The sequence below is a fragment of the Usitatibacter rugosus genome, from assembly GCF_013003965.1.
GTDB classification, from domain to species: domain Bacteria; phylum Pseudomonadota; class Gammaproteobacteria; order Burkholderiales; family Usitatibacteraceae; genus Usitatibacter; species Usitatibacter rugosus.
In genome coordinates this window covers 1251440-1266673 of sequence record NZ_CP053069.1, presented here as the reverse complement: position 1 = coordinate 1266673, position 15234 = coordinate 1251440, and the positions used below count along the sequence as shown (strand labels likewise).

Genomic DNA, 15234 nt, shown 5'->3' with positions numbered 1-15234 from the left:
ACGAAGGAGGAGAAAACGATGCAACGCAGAAGATTCCTGGCCGGCGCCGGACTCGCCGCAGGCGCCGTAGCCGTTCCCTCGGTCGCCAACGCACAGGCGACCCACCGCTGGAAGCTGCAGAGCGCCAATCCGTCGGGCACGCCGCACATGACGCTGCTGAACCGCTTCGCGTCGCACGTCGACAAGATGTCGGCCGGGCGCCTGAAGATCGAGATCCTCACCTCCGGGGCCATCGTGAAGCCCGATGCGATCCTCGACGCCGTGAACAAGGGCGTGGTCGACGCCGGCCAGTGGTGGGCGCACTACGCCACGGGCAAGCATCCCGCGGGCGGGCTCTTCAGCGCTCCGCTCGGCGGCTCGGGCAGCGGCCTGGACCAGATGGGCCAGCTCGCCTGGTACATGCAGGGCGGCGGCCGCGATCTCTACGTCGAGTACTACCAGAAGATGCTGAAGACCGACGTGATGCCGTTCCTCTACGCGCCGGACGGCCCGGAATGCTTCGGCTGGTTCAAGAAGCCGATCACCTCGGTGGCGGAGTTCACGAAGCTGCGCTTCCGCATCTCCTCGGGCCTGCCCTCCGACGTGCTGAAGGACATGGGCGGAATCCCGGTCAACCTCGCCGGAGCCGAACTGATCCCGGCGGCCGAGCGCGGCGTGATCGACGGCGTCGAGTGGATCAACCCGGCCAACGACATCAAGGTGGGCCTGCAGGACGTGTTCAAGTTCTACTCGATCCAGGGCCTGCACCAGGCCATCGACATCGCCGACATCGTGATCAACGGCGCCAAGTGGAAGGCGCTGGGCCCCGACCTGCAGGCGATCGTCGAGACCGCGCTCACCACCTCGCTCTTCGACGCGCTCGTCTACTTCCAGTTCGAGAACGCGAAGGCGCTGGCCGAGATCAAGACCAAGGGCGTCACGGTGTTCGACGCGCCCGCCGACTACGCGCCCGCCTTCATCAAGAGCGCGAAGAAGGTGCTGGGCGAGCTGGAGAAGAAGGACGCGTTCTTCAAGAAGGTGCTCGATTCCCAGCGCGCCTACGCGAAGATCACGGTTCCGTACACGCGCGAGACCGCCAAGCTCTCGCAACTCATCGCAGGCGCAGCCGAGGTGTAAATGAAACGTCGTGAGCTGATCGTGTCGACCGGGGCGGCGCTGGCCGCCCTGGGGTTGAAGGAGCTGCTGGGCCCGTTGGACGCCCTCGCGCAGGGCGCGCCCAAGCGCGGCGGGAAGTTCGTCTACACGAACCTCTATCCCAACAATCGGATGGGCGACGCGAAGACCGGCCGCCATCCTTACTACCTGCTGGACATCAACACGCGCAGCGCCTTCAACGGCCTCGCCTACGTGAACGCGAAGCTCGAGGTCGAGCCCGAGCTCGCCACGTCGTGGGAGCCGGACAAGGACCTCAAGGTCTGGGACATCCAGTTGCGCGAGGGCGTGAAGTTCCACAACGGCCGCGACATGACCGCCGACGACGTCATCGCTTCCTTCCTGTTCCACCAGGAGAAGACGTCGTTCGCGAAGCAGATCGTCAGGATCGAGAAGACCGGGCCGTTCAAGGTGCGCATGCACCTCGATGCCCCGAACAGCGAGTTCCCGTACATCCTCGGCGAGTACCAGCTGATGGTGATGCCCGCCGAGCCCATCGCCACCATCGGCCTCTCCGGCATCGGCACGGGCCCGTTCAAGATCGTGGAGCTCGACCCGAAGCGGCGACTCATCATGGAGCGCCACGAGGCTTATTGGCGCAAGGGCATGCCGTACGTCGACCGCCTCGAGGTCGTGAGCACGCCCGGCAAGATGGAAGGCGCGCTGAACGGTTTCCGCGGCGGCCTCTTCGACGCGGTGCTGGGCGTGGACCCGGGCCTGCTGCCGGACCTGGAGCGCATCCCCGGCACCAAGATCGACTTCTCCGAAGCCGGCGACCAGGCGCTGATGATCCTGCCCAAGCACGAGGGCTCGATCTTCAACGACAAGCGCATCCGCCAGGCGCTCTCGCTCGCCATCGACCGCGACAAGGTCATGAAGATCGTCTACGGCGCGAAGACCGGCTGGATCGGCAACGACTCGCACCTGACGCCCGCCAACGACGCGTTCGTCCCCTTCCCGAAGCGCGACGTCGCCAAGGCGAAGAAGCTCCTCGCCGAAGCGGGCTACCCGAACGGCATCACGCTGCCCACGTTCTACTTCACCGCGTCGTGGCCCGAGATCCCGCGCGTCTTCCAGGTCGTCGCCCAGACCGTGAAGGAAGCGGGCATCACGCTGCCGATCGAGCAGCGCCCCGCCGATGGCTATCGCGACTGGCGCGTGGAGAACAAGGAGAAGACCACCAAGCACAAGTTCGCGTACGGGCCGTCGGGCGTGCGCAACGCCGGTGTCAGCCTCTACCGCATGCGGCCGGACAACAACGAGAGCGGCTACTGGAGCGGCCCGGCGTGCGAGGAGTACATGAAGCTCTACGCTTTCGCGGTGGCCGAGCGCGACCCCAAGCAGCGCCTGCTCATCTACCGAAAGATGCAGCTGATCCTCCTCGAGGACGTTCCCGCGGTGCATCCCGTGGGCCGCAAGAACATGCTGATCCACAAGCCGGGCGTGCGCGGGCTGGGCAACCACTCGCAGTTCTGGTCGATCCGCTTCGACGAGGTGTGGAAGGCCTGACATGCTGAAGGCGATGGCGCGCCGGCTGGTCCTCTCGGCGCTCGTGGTGTTCCTCGTGACCGTGCTCGTGTTCGTCGCCACGGAAGTGTTGCCGGGCGACGCCCTGCAGGTGAGTCTCACCGCGGACGAAGCCTCGCAGATGAGCGACGCGGATTTCGCCAAGCGCCGCGCCGAGCTGGGCCTCGACCGCCCCGCCGTCGTGCGCTACGGAAGCTGGCTCGCCCACGCGGTCACCGGCGATTTCGGCAAGACCATCATCGGCCGCGAGGACGTGGCCACCGTGATCGGCTACCCGCTGCGCAATTCCATGCTGCTGGGGCTCGTGACGGCGCTCTGCGCCATTCCCATCGCGCTCGCGATCGGCATCGCGGCGGCGTATTGGCGAGGTCGGACCCCCGACCTCATCGCCTCCACGGGGGCCATCGTCGGCTACTCCATTCCCGAGTTCGCCTCGGGCAACTTCCTCGTGCTGTGCTTCGCGATCTGGCTGCCGATCTTCCCGGCGATGATCACGGCCTTCACGAGGGATGCGCCCACGACGCTGATCGCGGCCTCGTTCCTCCCCGTGCTCACGGTGGTGATCGGCTCGATCGCCCACCTCGTGCGGTTGGTGCGGGCCGGCTTCATCGAGTCGCTCAACAGCGATTACGTCGAGCGCGCGCGCCTGGCCGGCGCCTCGAACCTCTCGCTCGTGCTGCGCCACGCGCTGCCGGCCTCCGTGATCCCGGCGCTCAACTCCGCCGCGCTCTACGTCGCGGGGCTGCTGTCGGGGATCATCGTGGTCGAGAAGGTGTTCGCCTATCCGGGCCTCGGGCTCGTACTCATCAACGCCGTGGAGAAGCGCGAGGTCGCCGTGGTGCAGGCCATCAGCCTCATCGCCGCGCTGGTCGTGATCGGCATGAACTTGCTCGCCGACGCCGCCGTGATGGCGCTCGACCCGCGCGCGAGGAGCCGCTAGCCATGGCCCTGCGCATCGACCGCTTCGCCTTGAAGAAGCCCGCGGCCATCCTCGGCCTCACGCTGGTCGCGATCCATCTCTTCCTCGCGCTCTTCTCGCCGTGGATCGCGCCCTACGATCCCACCGCGCTCGTGGGCGGCCGCGCCGAGTCGCCCGGGGAGTTCCTGCTCGGCACCGACGTGCTCGGACGCGACTATCTTTCGCGCCTGCTCTACGGCGGGCGGATGGCGTTGCTCGTCACCTTCACGGGCGTCGTGGCGGCCGTGTCGATCGGAAGCCTGCTGGGTGTCGCCGCCGCGTACTTCGGCGGCCTGCTCGACGACATCGTGATGCGCATCTGCGACATCAAGCTGGCGCTGCCCGGCATCCTCTTCGTCTCGCTCTTCATCACCGGCTTCGGCGAATCGCTGCCGGTGCTGATCACGCTGATCGGCCTCGTGTACTTCCCGGGCGTGATCCGCATCGTTCGCGCTCAGGCGATGACGCAGGTGAACCTGGGCTACGTGAAGGCGGCGCAGCTGCGCGGCGAGTCGTCCGCGTCGATCATCGCGCGCGAGATCCTGCCCAACACGATGGACGTCGTGTACGTGGAGTTCGCCATCCGCATGTCACATGCGGTGCTGCTGCTCTCGACGATGTCCTATCTCGGCCTCGGCCTCTCGCCGCCCACGCCCGACTGGGGCCTCATGGTTTCCGAAGGCGTGGGCCAGATCTCGTTCGCGCCGTGGCTGGTGCTCTTCCCCGCGGTCTTCATCAGCACCCTCGTGGTCGGCCTCAACTTCGGGGCCGAGGCACTCGCGAATGCGCTGGGCATGGACGCCGCGCGCGGCTACGTGGGAGGCGTATGACGCCGGTGCTCGAAGCGAAGGGCGTCAACGTGAGCTATCGCCGCCCCGACGGCGCCCTGGCCCCGGCCGTCATCGACGCGTGCCTCTCTCTCGCCGAGGGCGAGAGCCTGGGCCTCGTGGGCGAGAGCGGCTCGGGCAAGTCGACGCTCGCCCGAGCGCTGATGGGCTACTGCCGGCCCGGCGGCGTGATCACCTCCGGCGACATCCGCATCGACGGCCGCGACATCCGCCAGATGGCCGCCGCCGAGATGAAGCTGCTGCGCGGCGGCAAGGTCGCGTTCGTGCCGCAGAACCCGCTGTCGTCGCTCACGCCGCACCTGCGCGTGGGCAGCCAGGTCGCGGAGGCGGTCCGGATCCAGCGCGGCTGCGGCAAGGCCGAGGCGCGCGAGGTGACGCTGTCCCTCTTCGCGCTCACCAACCTGCCGGATCCGGCCACGCTCTACGATCGCTTCCCGCACGAGCTCTCCGGCGGGCAGCGCCAGCGCGTGGTGATCGCCGCGGCGCTCGCCGGCAATCCGCGCCTCGTGATCCTCGACGAGCCCACGACGGCGCTCGACAAGACGACGGAGATCCAGGTGCTGGAGCTGGTGCGCGACCTCCGCAAGCGCCTCAACACCTCGCTCATCTACGTGAGCCACGACCTGAACGTCGTCTCCGAGATGTGCGACCGCGTGCTGGTGATGCTGCGCGGCACGGTGGTCGAGCAGGGTGTGACGCGCGCCGTCTATCGAACGCCGGAGCACGACTACACACGAAGGCTCATCGCCGCGGTGCCGCGCATCGATCGCGAGCCTACGGGCGTCGCGCCGCCCTCGTCCGCGCCCGCGTTGCTCTCGGTTTCCGGTCTCGGCTTCCGCTATGCGCGCCGCGGCGGCTGGTTCACGCGCGCGCCCGAAGCGGGCCGGCCCGCGCTCGAGGGCCTCTCGTTCGACATCGCACCCGGCGAGACACTGGGCCTGGTCGGCGAATCGGGCAGCGGCAAGAGCACCGCCGCAGCCCTCGTCTCGGGATTGCTCGCGCCCGCCTCGGGCAGCATCCGCTTCGACGGCGCCGAGCTTCCCGGCCTCGCCCGCGAGCGCACGCAGGAACAACGCCGCCGCATCCAGATCGTCTTCCAGGATCCGCTCTCGTCGCTCAACCCGCGCCAGCGCATCGCCGCCATCCTCGAGCGTCCCCTCGCGCTCTTCGAGGGCGTGACGGGTGCCGAGGCGCGGCAGAGATCCCTCGCCCTCTTCGAGCAGCTCCAGTTGGACCCGCACCTGCTCGACTGCTATCCGCGCCAGCTCTCCGGCGGCCAGCAGCAGCGTGTCGCCATCGCGCGCGCCTTCGCAGCCAAGCCCGATCTCGTGATCTGCGACGAGGTCACCTCGGCGCTCGATGTCTCGGTACAGGCCCAGGTGCTCGCATTGCTGAAGGAGCTGCAGCAGCGCTCCGGGACGGCGTGCCTCTTCATCAGCCACGACCTCGGCGTGATCCGGCAGGTGGCCGGGCGCGTGGTGGTGCTACGCGACGGGACGGTGCGCGAGGCGGGTGCCACCGGCGCCGTCTTCGCGAGGCCCGCCGACGACTACACTCGAAAGCTCATCGATGCCGCGAGCCGCGGATACGGCAACCTGCCGGACCCCGCGCCCGCCTGACCGCCATGAAACTCGTCCACATCACCGACACGCACCTCGTGACCCCCGGGCAATCGCTCTACCAGACCGATCCCTACCAGCGCCTCGCGCAATGCATCGACGACGTGATCGCGAACCACGCCGACGCCGCGTTCTGCGTGCTGACGGGAGACCTCGCGCACAAGGGCGAGCCCGCCGCCTACCAGGGCCTCGCGAAGCAGCTTGCGCGGCTCGCGATGCCCGTCTATCCGCTGCTGGGCAACCACGACTTTCGCGCTCCGTTCCGCGAAGCATTTCCGAACGCGCTGCGCGACGAGCACGGCTTCGTGCAGGGCGTGCTGAAGCGCGACGAAGGCGACTTCCTCTTCCTCGACACGCTCGACGAAGGCGTGAACGGCGGCAAGTACTGCGAGAAGCGCGAGGCGTGGCTGCGCGCACGGCTGGACGAGGCCGGGAAGCGCCCCGTGTACCTCTTCATGCACCATCCGCCGTTCTCGATCCGCATCCCCTGCGTGGACCGCATCGCGCTCGCCGAGCCGGAGCGCTTCGCCGCGCTGGTGAAGGACCGCGACATCCGCCACCTCTTCTACGGCCACGTGCACCGCCCCGTGTGCGGAAGCTGGCGCGGCATCCCGGTCTCCACGATGCGCGGGCTCAACCACCAGGTGCCGTTCGACTTGCACACCGTGACGCCGGTGCCGAAGAGCCATGAGCCGCCGGCCTACGCCGTCGCGTTCATCGATCCCGACCAGGTGACGGTCCACTTCCACGACTACCTCGATCGCACGACGTTGCGCCGCGTGGGCGAGGACCACTACGAATACGTGAGATGAAGGGCGCGGTCCTCGTGGTCTGCGACAGCCTGCGCGCGGACCTCATCGACGACGCGACGGCACCCACGCTGGCGCGGCTGCGGCGCGAGGCAGCCAGCTTCACCGCCTTCCGCGGCGTCTTTCCCTCCACCACGCGCACCAGTGCGGCCTCCATCGCCACGGGCTCGCGTCCCGCATCGCACGGCCTCCTCGGCAACACCATGGTTCTCGACGAAGGCGCGGGCCTCAAGTGCTACTCGGCCGGCAAGCCCGATTTCCTCGAGCGCCTGCGCCGCGTGACCGGCCGCGCGCTGCATCGGCCGACGCTCCACGAGCGCGTGGCCTCGCTCGGCCCCGCGGTGCTGATGTCGAACGTCTCGCCCGGCGCTGCCTACGTGCACGATCCCGAAGGCGCGGGATACGTCTATCACCGCTCCGGCTCGTTCGGCCCCGGCCGCGCTCCGCTCGCCGACGGCCTCGACATCCGCGTGGGAGCGGATGGCGACGACACGATGACCGCGCGCTTCTGCTCCGAAATCCTCGAGCAGCGCCGCCCGCCCTACGCCGTGCTGTGGCTCTCCGAGCCCGACCACACGGGGCACCACACGCCGCTGGGTTCGCCCGAGCACCGTGCCGCCATCGGGCGTGCCGACGCCAATGTCGCCCGCGTGCTGGAAACCGTCGATCGCCTGGATCCGGGTGGCAAGGAGACTCTCTTCGCGGCGTGCTCCGACCACGGGATGCAGACGATCCGCCGCAAGGTCGACCTCGATGAAAGGCTGGTCGAGGCAGGCTTCAAGGCGAGCCTCGATTCGAGCGATGTGGTCGTCGCACCCCAGGGCACCTCCGCGATCCTGCACTTCTCACCCGCGGCCGCCGATCGCATTCCCGCCGTGCTCGCATGGCTGCCGAAGCAGGACTTCGCGGGCGAGATCGCGAGCGGCGAGACGCTATCGCAGTGGGGCCTGCCGCGCGGCGGCACGCTGGCGATCGCGGTCAGCCTCGCGGGCGACGACGAGCCCAACGCGTTCGGCGTCCGCGGCCGCAGCGATGTCGCGGAGAACGCGCTGGGCGGCGAATCGCTCCCGGGCCATGGCCAGCACGGGGGCCTGGGACGCTACGAGCAGCGCCCCTTCCTCGTGATTCGCGCGCCCGGCATCGCGCACGGCTCGCACTTCACGAACGCGAGCCTGGTCGACATCGCACCGACGATCCTTCGCCACCTGGGGCTGGCCGAAGACACCCTCGACGGCCGGGCGCTGACGGGCGCGTGAACGCGCGTGGCTCAGGCGGACGCGAGCGTTCGCGTCCATTGCAGCTTCCCGTCGGCGTCGAAGCAGCGCGCGACGAGCGTGCGGCCGGCGCCCGCGCCCGAGAACTCCAGCGTCCCGAAATTCTGCGTCTCGACGGCACAGTCCTTGTCGAGCCTCGGATTCGCGAGGTCGTGCTTGTTGAGCTTGACGATCTTCGACGTCATGGGCGAGCACGAGAACTCGTGCACCGGCGGCCGCCCTTTCGTCTCGCGCCGGAAGAGTTGCGTGTTGTGCCGGTCGCCCGAGAGCAGCACCAGCCCCTTCACGTCGGAGCGGTCGAGCCAAGCGAAGAAGTCGTCCCGCTCCCCCGCGTAGCTGTGCCAGCCCGACTCGACGCCGTTGGGCGCCTCGCTCAGGAACTGCGTGCCGGCCGCGACCACCTTGAACGTGGCGCGCGACTCCGTGAGCGAGCGCTTGAGCCACGCCATCTGCTCGCGGCCGAACATGACCTTCGCGGGATCCGCCGGAGCGGTCTCGGCATCGCGATACCAGCGGTTGTCGAGCAGGAAGAACTCCGCGTCCTGGTGCGTGAACTTCGTCCACGTGCCCGGCAGCGCTTGCGAGCCCATGTCCGGGTTCGGCCAGTAGCCCTGGAACAGGCGCAGGCTCTCGTCCCTCAGCGGGAAGGTCCTGTCGCTGTTGTTGTTGCCGAAGTCGTGGTCGTCCCAGATCGCGTAATGGTGCGTGGCGGCGAAGAGCTTGCCGAGGATCGGCTTGGCGCGGACCTCGCGGTAGCGCCGCGCCATCGCCTCGGCCGTGGCGAAGTCGTCGGGATTGCCGTCCTTGCCCGAGCCGCGCAGGTAGAGGTTGTCGCCCATCCACAGCATGAAGTGCGGCAGCGCGTCGGCGGCCATGCCCGCGGCCATGGTGTCGAAGATCTGGTGGTTGGCTCCGTAGACGTTGCCCCCGCGGGTCATCACCTCCGTGTAGGCGCAGGAGCCCATGTACACGCGGAAGTCGCGCGGGCTTGCACCCGGCGCGGGCGCCGTGCGGAACGTGCCGGCGATGCCCTCTCCTCCGCCTTCGAGCGTCGCGCGATAGCGGTAGCGCGTGTCCGCGCGCAGCCCGGCGATGCGGGCGATGCCGCAATCCTCGCGACCCAGTGCCACGGCGACGGTTCGCGCGTCGGCCTCGGTGCCGTCGACGGGCCAGTACTTCAGCGCGGCCACCCCGGGTCCATTCGCCTGTACCCAGAGCCGCACCGCGTCTTGCGTGAAGTGCCCGGCCACCGCCACGGTCGGCGTGGGCGCGGCGCGTGCATCGAGCGGCAGCGTGGCGAGCGAGGGAATCAGCAGGGCGGATTTGAGGGCGTCGCGTCGGGAAGTCATGGTTTCGTCGGCTTGCGGGAAGTTTGCAGATTGTCTACAATCTACCACATGCCCACGCCCGCCCCGGCCGCGACCATCGCGTTGCTGCGCAGCCATTCCCTCACCACGGTGGTGCTGGGCGAGCTGGAGCGGCGCATCCTCGCCGGCGAACTCGCCCCGGGCGACAAGCTGAACGAGGCCGACCTCGCCGCCGAGCTCAACGTCTCGCGCGGCCCGGTCCGCGAGGCCTTCCGGGCCCTGGAGCAGGCGGGCCTCGTCCGCACCGAGAAGAACCGCGGCGTCTTCGTCCGCCAGGTCTCCCTCGAGGAAGCCGACGAGATCTACGAGGTCCGCGCCGGGCTGGACGAGATGATCGGACGCCTCGCCGCCGAGCGCGCCACCGCCGAGGAGGCCGAGGAGCTGCGCGAGATGGTGAAGCGCATGCAGCAGATCGCGCGCGGCAAGGACGTCGCCGCCTACTACCCCCTCAACGTACGTTTCCACGACCGGCTCGCGGACATCTCCGGCAACAAGAAGCTCGCCGCGACCTACCGCCGCCTCGTGAACGAGTTGCACCTCTACCGCCGCGAGACGCTCGCACGCGGCCCCAACAGCTTCCCCATCTCCACCCGCGAGCACGCGCAGATCGTCGATGCGATCGCGCGGGGCGACGCGGAAGGAGCCGGCGAGCTGCTTCGCGAGCACGCCATCGAGAGCCGCGACCGGCTCCACGCCACGATCGTCAAGAAAGGCAAGGTCACCAAATGAAGACCCTCGAAGTGAATGGCCGCCAGTACAAGTGGATGCGCGAGCCCATCGTCGCCGTGTGCGTCGACGGCTGCGAGTTCGACTACCTCGAGGAAGCCGCGAAGTCGGGCACCGCGCCCTTCATCGCGAAGATGCTGCGCTCCGGGTCGGTGTTCAAGGGCGATTGCGTCGTGCCGTCCTTCACCAACCCCAACAACCTCTCCATCGTGACCGGCGTTCCGCCCGCGGTGCACGGCATCAGCGGCAACTTCTTCTACGACCCGCAGGCCGACGCGGAAGTGATGATGAACGACCCGAAGTACCTGCGGGCCGGCACCATCCTCGCCGCCTTCGCCGACGCGGGCGCCAAGGTCGCCGTCGTCACTGCAAAGGACAAGCTGCGCCGCCTGCTGGGCCACAAGATGAAGGGCATCTGCTTCTCCTCGGAGAAGGCCGCGGAGGCCACGGTGGCCGAGAACGGCATCGACAAGGTGGTCGAGCTGGTCGGCATGCCCGTGCCCTCGGTCTACAGCGCCGAGCTCTCGGAGTTCGTCTTTGCGGCCGGCGTGAAGCTGCTCGAGACGCGCCACCCCGACCTCATGTACCTCTCGACCACGGACTACATCCAGCACAAGTACGCGCCGGGCACGGAAGGCGCGAACAAGTTCTACGCGATGATGGACAAGTACCTCGCCAAGTACGATCGCCTCGGCGCCGTCGTGGCCCTCACCGCCGACCACGGCATGAACGCGAAGACGAAAGCCGACGGCAAGCCGGACGTGATCTACCTGCAAGACCTCATGGATTCCTGGCTGGGCACGGCCACCGCGCGCGTCATCCTGCCGATCACCGACCCGTACGTGGTCCACCACGGCGCCCTCGGCTCCTTCGCCACGATCTATTTGCCGGAGGGCAAGCGCGAGGAAGTGCGCAAGCGCCTCATGGAAACGCGCGGCATCCAGGTCGCGCTGCCGAATGCCGATGCCGCCACGATGTTCGAGCTGCCGCCCGACCGCATGGGCGACCTCGTCGTGGTTTCCACCAAGCACGTGGTGCTGGGCACGAGCGAATCGCGCCACGACCTCTCCGGCCTCGATGCGCCGCTGCGCTCGCACGGCGGCATCTCCGAGCAGACGGTCCCCCTCCTCTTCAACCGCAAGACGGCCGGCATTCCCGGCAAGGCCAAGCTGCGCAACTTCGATCTCCTGGACATCGCCCTCAATCACGTCGAAGTCCGCGACCACGCGACGGCGGTGGCCTGACATGAGCGCCGTCCTGAAGTCTTCGCGCGTCATCGAGGTGCACAGCCCGTTCACGGGCACCGTGTCCGGGACCGTGCCCATGGCCACCGTGGACGACGTGCGCCAGGCCTTCGCCACGGCACGCGCCTACAAGTCGAAGCTCACGCGCTATGACCGCGCCTCGATCCTGCAGAAAGCCGCCACGCTCCTGCGCGAACGCGTGGAGGCCGCCTCCGACCTCATCACGTCCGAGTCGGGCCTGTGCAAGAAGGATTCGATCTACGAAGTGGGCCGTGTCTGCGACGTGCTCAACTTCAGCGCCACCGAGGCCCTGAAGGACGACGGCCAGTCCTTCTCGTGCGATCTCACGCCCCACGGCAAGAACCGCCGCGTCTTCACCAAGCGCGAGCCGCTGCTGGGCGCCATCTCCGCGATCACGCCGTTCAACCACCCGATGAACCAGGTGGCGCACAAGGTCGCGCCGTCGATCGCCACGAACAATCGGATGGTGCTGAAGCCCTCCGAGAAGACGCCGCTCTCCGCGATCTACCTCGCCGAGCTGCTCTACGAAGCCGGCCTGCCGAAGCCGATGTTCACCATCGTGACGGGCGACCCGCGCGAGATCGCCGACGAGCTGATCACCAACGTGGACGTGGACCTGGTGACCTTCACCGGTGGCGTCTCGGTCGGCAAGTACATCGCGTCCAAGGCCGGCTACCGCCGCATCGTGCTCGAGCTGGGCGGCAACGACCCGATCATCGTCATGGAAGACGCCGACCTCGAGGAGGCCGCCACGCTGGCGGTGCAAGGTTCGTACAAGAACAGCGGCCAGCGCTGCACGGCGGTCAAGCGCATGCTGGTCCAGGAGAGCGTCGCGGAACGCTTCGTCGACCTCGTGGTCCAGAAGACGAAGGCGTGGAGCTACGGCAACCCCACGGACCGCAAGATGGAGATGGGCACGGTGATCGACGAGGCCGCGGCCAAGCAGTTCGAGGCGCGCGTGAACGAGGCGGTGGCGCAAGGCGCGCGGCTGCTCGTGGGCAACCTCCGCCAGGGCGCGCTCTACTCCCCCACCGTGCTGGACAACGTGAAGCCGGAGATGACCGTCGTGAAGCAGGAAACCTTCGGCCCGGTGTCGCCGATCATCCGCTTCGGAAACATCGATGAAGCCATCGCCATTTCCAATGGCACGGCCTACGGACTCTCCTCGGCCGTCTGCACCAACCGCCTGGACTACGTCATGAAGTTCGTGGCCGAGCTGCAGGTCGGTACGGTGAACGTGCGCGAAGTGCCGGGCTACCGCCTGGAGCTCACGCCTTTCGGAGGCATCAAGGACTCGGGCCTCGGCTACAAGGAAGGCGTGCAGGAAGCGATGAAGAGCTTCACCAACCTGAAGACCTTCAGCCTGCCGGGGGCCTAGCAAGGGATTGGAAACTCTCCTCAACCTGATGGCGAGCGTGGCCCTGCTGGTGTGGGGCACGCACATCGTCCGCACCGGCATCCTGCGTGTCTTCGGCGCCAACCTGCGCCGGTTCCTCTCCCGGAGCGTGGCCACCCGCCCCTCGGCGTTCCTCTCCGGCCTCGCGGTGACGGCGCTCGTGCAGTCCTCCAGCGCCACGGCGCTGATCGCGAGCTCCTTCGTGGCCCAGGGCCTGATCGCCCTCGGCCCGGCCCTCGTGATCATGCTGGGCGCGGATGTCGGCACGGCGCTGATGGCGCTGGTGCTCTCGCTCGACCTGCGCTGGATCTCGCCGATCTTCATCTTCTTCGGCGTGGTCTTCTTCCTGTCGCGCAAGAACACGCGCGCCGGCCAGCTCGGGCGCGTGGCCATCGGCCTGGGGCTCATCCTGCTGGCGCTGCAGCTCGTGAACCAGGCCACCGCGCCCATCACGCAGGCGCAAGGCGTGAAGGTGATCTTCGCCTCGCTCTCGGGCGACATGCTGCTGGACATATTGATCGGCGCGGTGTTCACCATCCTCTCGTGGTCCAGCCTCGCGATGGTGCTGCTCTCCGCCTCGCTGACGGCCTCCGGCGTGATCACGGTGCCCGAGGGCATGGCGCTGGTGCTGGGCTCCAACATCGGCAGCGGCATCCTCGCGCTCCTGGTGAACCTCCGCACCCCCGGCGAGGGACGGCGCGTGGCCGTCGGCAACCTCATCTTCAAGGCTGTGGGCTGCGTCATCTTCCTCTTCGGAATGCAATACGCGATCCGCGTCATCTCGAACTTCGACCTCGATCCCGGCCGGCAGGTGCTGCACTTCCACGTACTCTTCAACCTCACCATCGCGGTGCTGTTCTTCTTCCTCACCGACAAGGTCGCCGCGCTCGTCACGCGCTTCGTGCCCGGCGTGGCGTCGAACGTGGCCCAGGTGGAGCCGCGCCACCTGGACAGCGGCGCGCTCGGCACGCCCGCCCTCGCGCTGGCCAACGCGGCTCGCGAAACGCTTCGCATCGGCGACCTGATCGAGCAGATGCTGAACGGCATGCTCAAGGTCATCAAGACCGACGACAAGGCGCTGGTCGACCAGATGATCAGGCTGGACGACGACGTGGACCGCCTCTACACGGCGGTCAAGCTCTACCTCACGCAGATCAGCCGCGAGGCGCTCGACGAGCGCGACGGCCGGCGCTGGACCGAGATCATGCAGCTCACCATCAACCTCGAGCACGTGGGCGACATCCTCGAGGGCACCTTCCAGGCCCTGCGCGACAAGAAGATCGGCCAGCGGCTGCAGTTCTCCCAGGAAGGCATGAAGGAGCTGGAGGAGATGCACGAGAAGCTGATCGAGAACCTGCGGCTCGGCCTCTCGGTGTTCCTGAACGGGGACCTGAAGAGCGCCCAGATGCTGATCGCGGAGAAGGAGCAGTTCCGCGACCTCGAGCGCAAGTATTCCGGCACGCACCTGGACCGCCTCTCGGGGCAGTCGGTGCAGTCGATCGAGACCAGCTCGCTGCACCTGGACATCATCAGCGACATGCGCCGCATCAATTCCTTCTTCTGCTCCACGGCGTATCCGATCCTCGAGCAGGCCGGCCAGCTTCGCAGCAGCCGCCTGCGCTCCGGCATGTCCACCGGGGTCTTCGCCGCCGCCGTCCCTGTCCCTGCCGCCAATCCCACTCCCGCGGAGGCCGAAAATGGCTCTCACCCTCCCCGACATCGAGAAGCTCTTTAAGGCCCACGGACACATCGAGTACAGCGGCGAGGGCGTGACGCAGCTCGAGCACGCCCTGCAATGCGCCCAGCTCGCGGAATCCGAGGGCGCCGGCGACGCACTGGTGGCCGCCGCGTTCCTCCACGACCTGGGCCATATGCTGAACCCCCAGGGCGAGTCGCCGACCGTTCGCGGCATCGACGATCAACACCAGTACTTCGCGGTGCCGTTCATCCGCCCGCTCTTCCCGCCCGATGTGGTCGAACCCATCCGCCTGCACGTGGATGCCAAGCGCGCGCTCTGTGCGCTGGAGCCGGGCTACTACGACGCGCTCTCCGCCGATTCGAAGCGCTCCCTCGAGCTCCAGGGCGGCACCTACACGCCCGAGGAAGCCAGGATCTTCGCCGCCAAGCCCTATGCCCGCGATGCGATGCGCGTGCGCCGCTGGGACGACCAGGCCAAGGTCCACGGCAAGCCCACACCCGACCTCCAGCACTACCTCGGTATCGTCTCCCGCTGCGTCCGATAAATGGGGTCAGACTCCATTTAGGCTAATCTTTGTCGACGTGAATGGAGTCT

At 68.0% G+C, this 15234-nt stretch carries 13 protein-coding genes; 12 read left to right on the top strand and 1 reads right to left on the bottom strand.

The genetic code is table 11. From position 1 onward, the window contains the following. The first annotated feature begins 18 nt into the window (after positions 1–18). The 7 genes from DSM104443_RS06335 to DSM104443_RS06305 are packed head-to-tail and all read left to right on the top strand — an operon-like array spanning position 19 to position 8169. Positions 19–1116 (top strand): TRAP transporter substrate-binding protein, encoded by a 1098-nt coding sequence (locus tag DSM104443_RS06335; protein WP_171090529.1) that lies wholly within the window; start codon positions 19–21, stop codon positions 1114–1116. After that, positions 1117–2661 (top strand): ABC transporter substrate-binding protein, encoded by a 1545-nt coding sequence (locus DSM104443_RS06330; protein ID WP_171090527.1) that lies wholly within the window; start codon positions 1117–1119, stop codon positions 2659–2661. Position 2662: 1 nt separating this feature from the next. Continuing rightward, positions 2663–3619: an ABC transporter permease gene (locus DSM104443_RS06325; RefSeq protein ID WP_171090525.1), complete on the top strand. Its 957-nt coding sequence runs from the start codon at positions 2663–2665 to the stop codon at positions 3617–3619. Between the two features lie 2 nt (positions 3620–3621). Continuing rightward, positions 3622–4467: an ABC transporter permease gene (locus tag DSM104443_RS06320; protein WP_171096258.1), complete on the top strand. Its 846-nt coding sequence runs from the start codon at positions 3622–3624 to the stop codon at positions 4465–4467. Continuing rightward, positions 4464–6104 carry a dipeptide ABC transporter ATP-binding protein gene (locus tag DSM104443_RS06315; protein WP_171090523.1) on the top strand — a complete coding sequence of 547 codons (1641 nt, stop codon included), beginning with the start codon at positions 4464–4466 and terminating at the stop codon, positions 6102–6104. The genes DSM104443_RS06320 and DSM104443_RS06315 overlap by 4 nt, the downstream gene beginning before the upstream one ends. 5 nt (positions 6105–6109) lie before the next feature. Beyond that, positions 6110–6916 carry a phosphodiesterase gene (locus DSM104443_RS06310; protein WP_171090521.1) on the top strand — a complete coding sequence of 269 codons (807 nt, stop codon included), beginning with the start codon at positions 6110–6112 and terminating at the stop codon, positions 6914–6916. After that, positions 6913–8169 carry an alkaline phosphatase family protein gene (locus DSM104443_RS06305; protein ID WP_171090520.1) on the top strand — a complete coding sequence of 419 codons (1257 nt, stop codon included), beginning with the start codon at positions 6913–6915 and terminating at the stop codon, positions 8167–8169. The genes DSM104443_RS06310 and DSM104443_RS06305 overlap by 4 nt, the downstream gene beginning before the upstream one ends. 11 nt (positions 8170–8180) lie before the next feature. Here DSM104443_RS06305 and DSM104443_RS06300 read toward each other — a convergent pair whose 3' ends face one another. Then, positions 8181–9536, bottom strand: a complete 1356-nt coding sequence (locus DSM104443_RS06300; RefSeq protein ID WP_171090518.1) for an alkaline phosphatase D family protein — start codon at positions 9534–9536, stop codon at positions 8181–8183. Between the two features lie 48 nt (positions 9537–9584). Here DSM104443_RS06300 and DSM104443_RS06295 point away from each other — a divergent pair, with 48 nt between their 5' ends. Genes DSM104443_RS06295 through DSM104443_RS06275 form a run of 5 tightly spaced genes read left to right on the top strand, consistent with a single transcriptional unit; the run spans position 9585 to position 15184 of the window. Beyond that, positions 9585–10283, top strand: a complete 699-nt coding sequence (locus DSM104443_RS06295; protein WP_171090516.1) for a phosphonate utilization associated transcriptional regulator — start codon at positions 9585–9587, stop codon at positions 10281–10283. Beyond that, positions 10280–11524: a phosphonoacetate hydrolase gene (gene phnA, locus DSM104443_RS06290; RefSeq protein WP_171090514.1), complete on the top strand. Its 1245-nt coding sequence runs from the start codon at positions 10280–10282 to the stop codon at positions 11522–11524. The genes DSM104443_RS06295 and phnA overlap by 4 nt, the downstream gene beginning before the upstream one ends. A gap of 1 nt (position 11525) precedes the next feature. Then, positions 11526–12923, top strand: a complete 1398-nt coding sequence (phnY, locus tag DSM104443_RS06285; protein ID WP_171090511.1) for a phosphonoacetaldehyde dehydrogenase — start codon at positions 11526–11528, stop codon at positions 12921–12923. Between the two features lie 7 nt (positions 12924–12930). Further along, complete coding sequence (locus tag DSM104443_RS06280) at positions 12931–14676, top strand: Na/Pi cotransporter family protein (protein ID WP_171090509.1); 1746 nt, start codon at positions 12931–12933, stop codon at positions 14674–14676. Next, positions 14639–15184: a phosphonate degradation HD-domain oxygenase gene (locus DSM104443_RS06275; RefSeq protein ID WP_171090507.1), complete on the top strand. Its 546-nt coding sequence runs from the start codon at positions 14639–14641 to the stop codon at positions 15182–15184. Before DSM104443_RS06280 ends, DSM104443_RS06275 begins: the two co-directional genes overlap by 38 nt. The last annotated feature ends 50 nt before the right edge of the window (positions 15185–15234 follow it).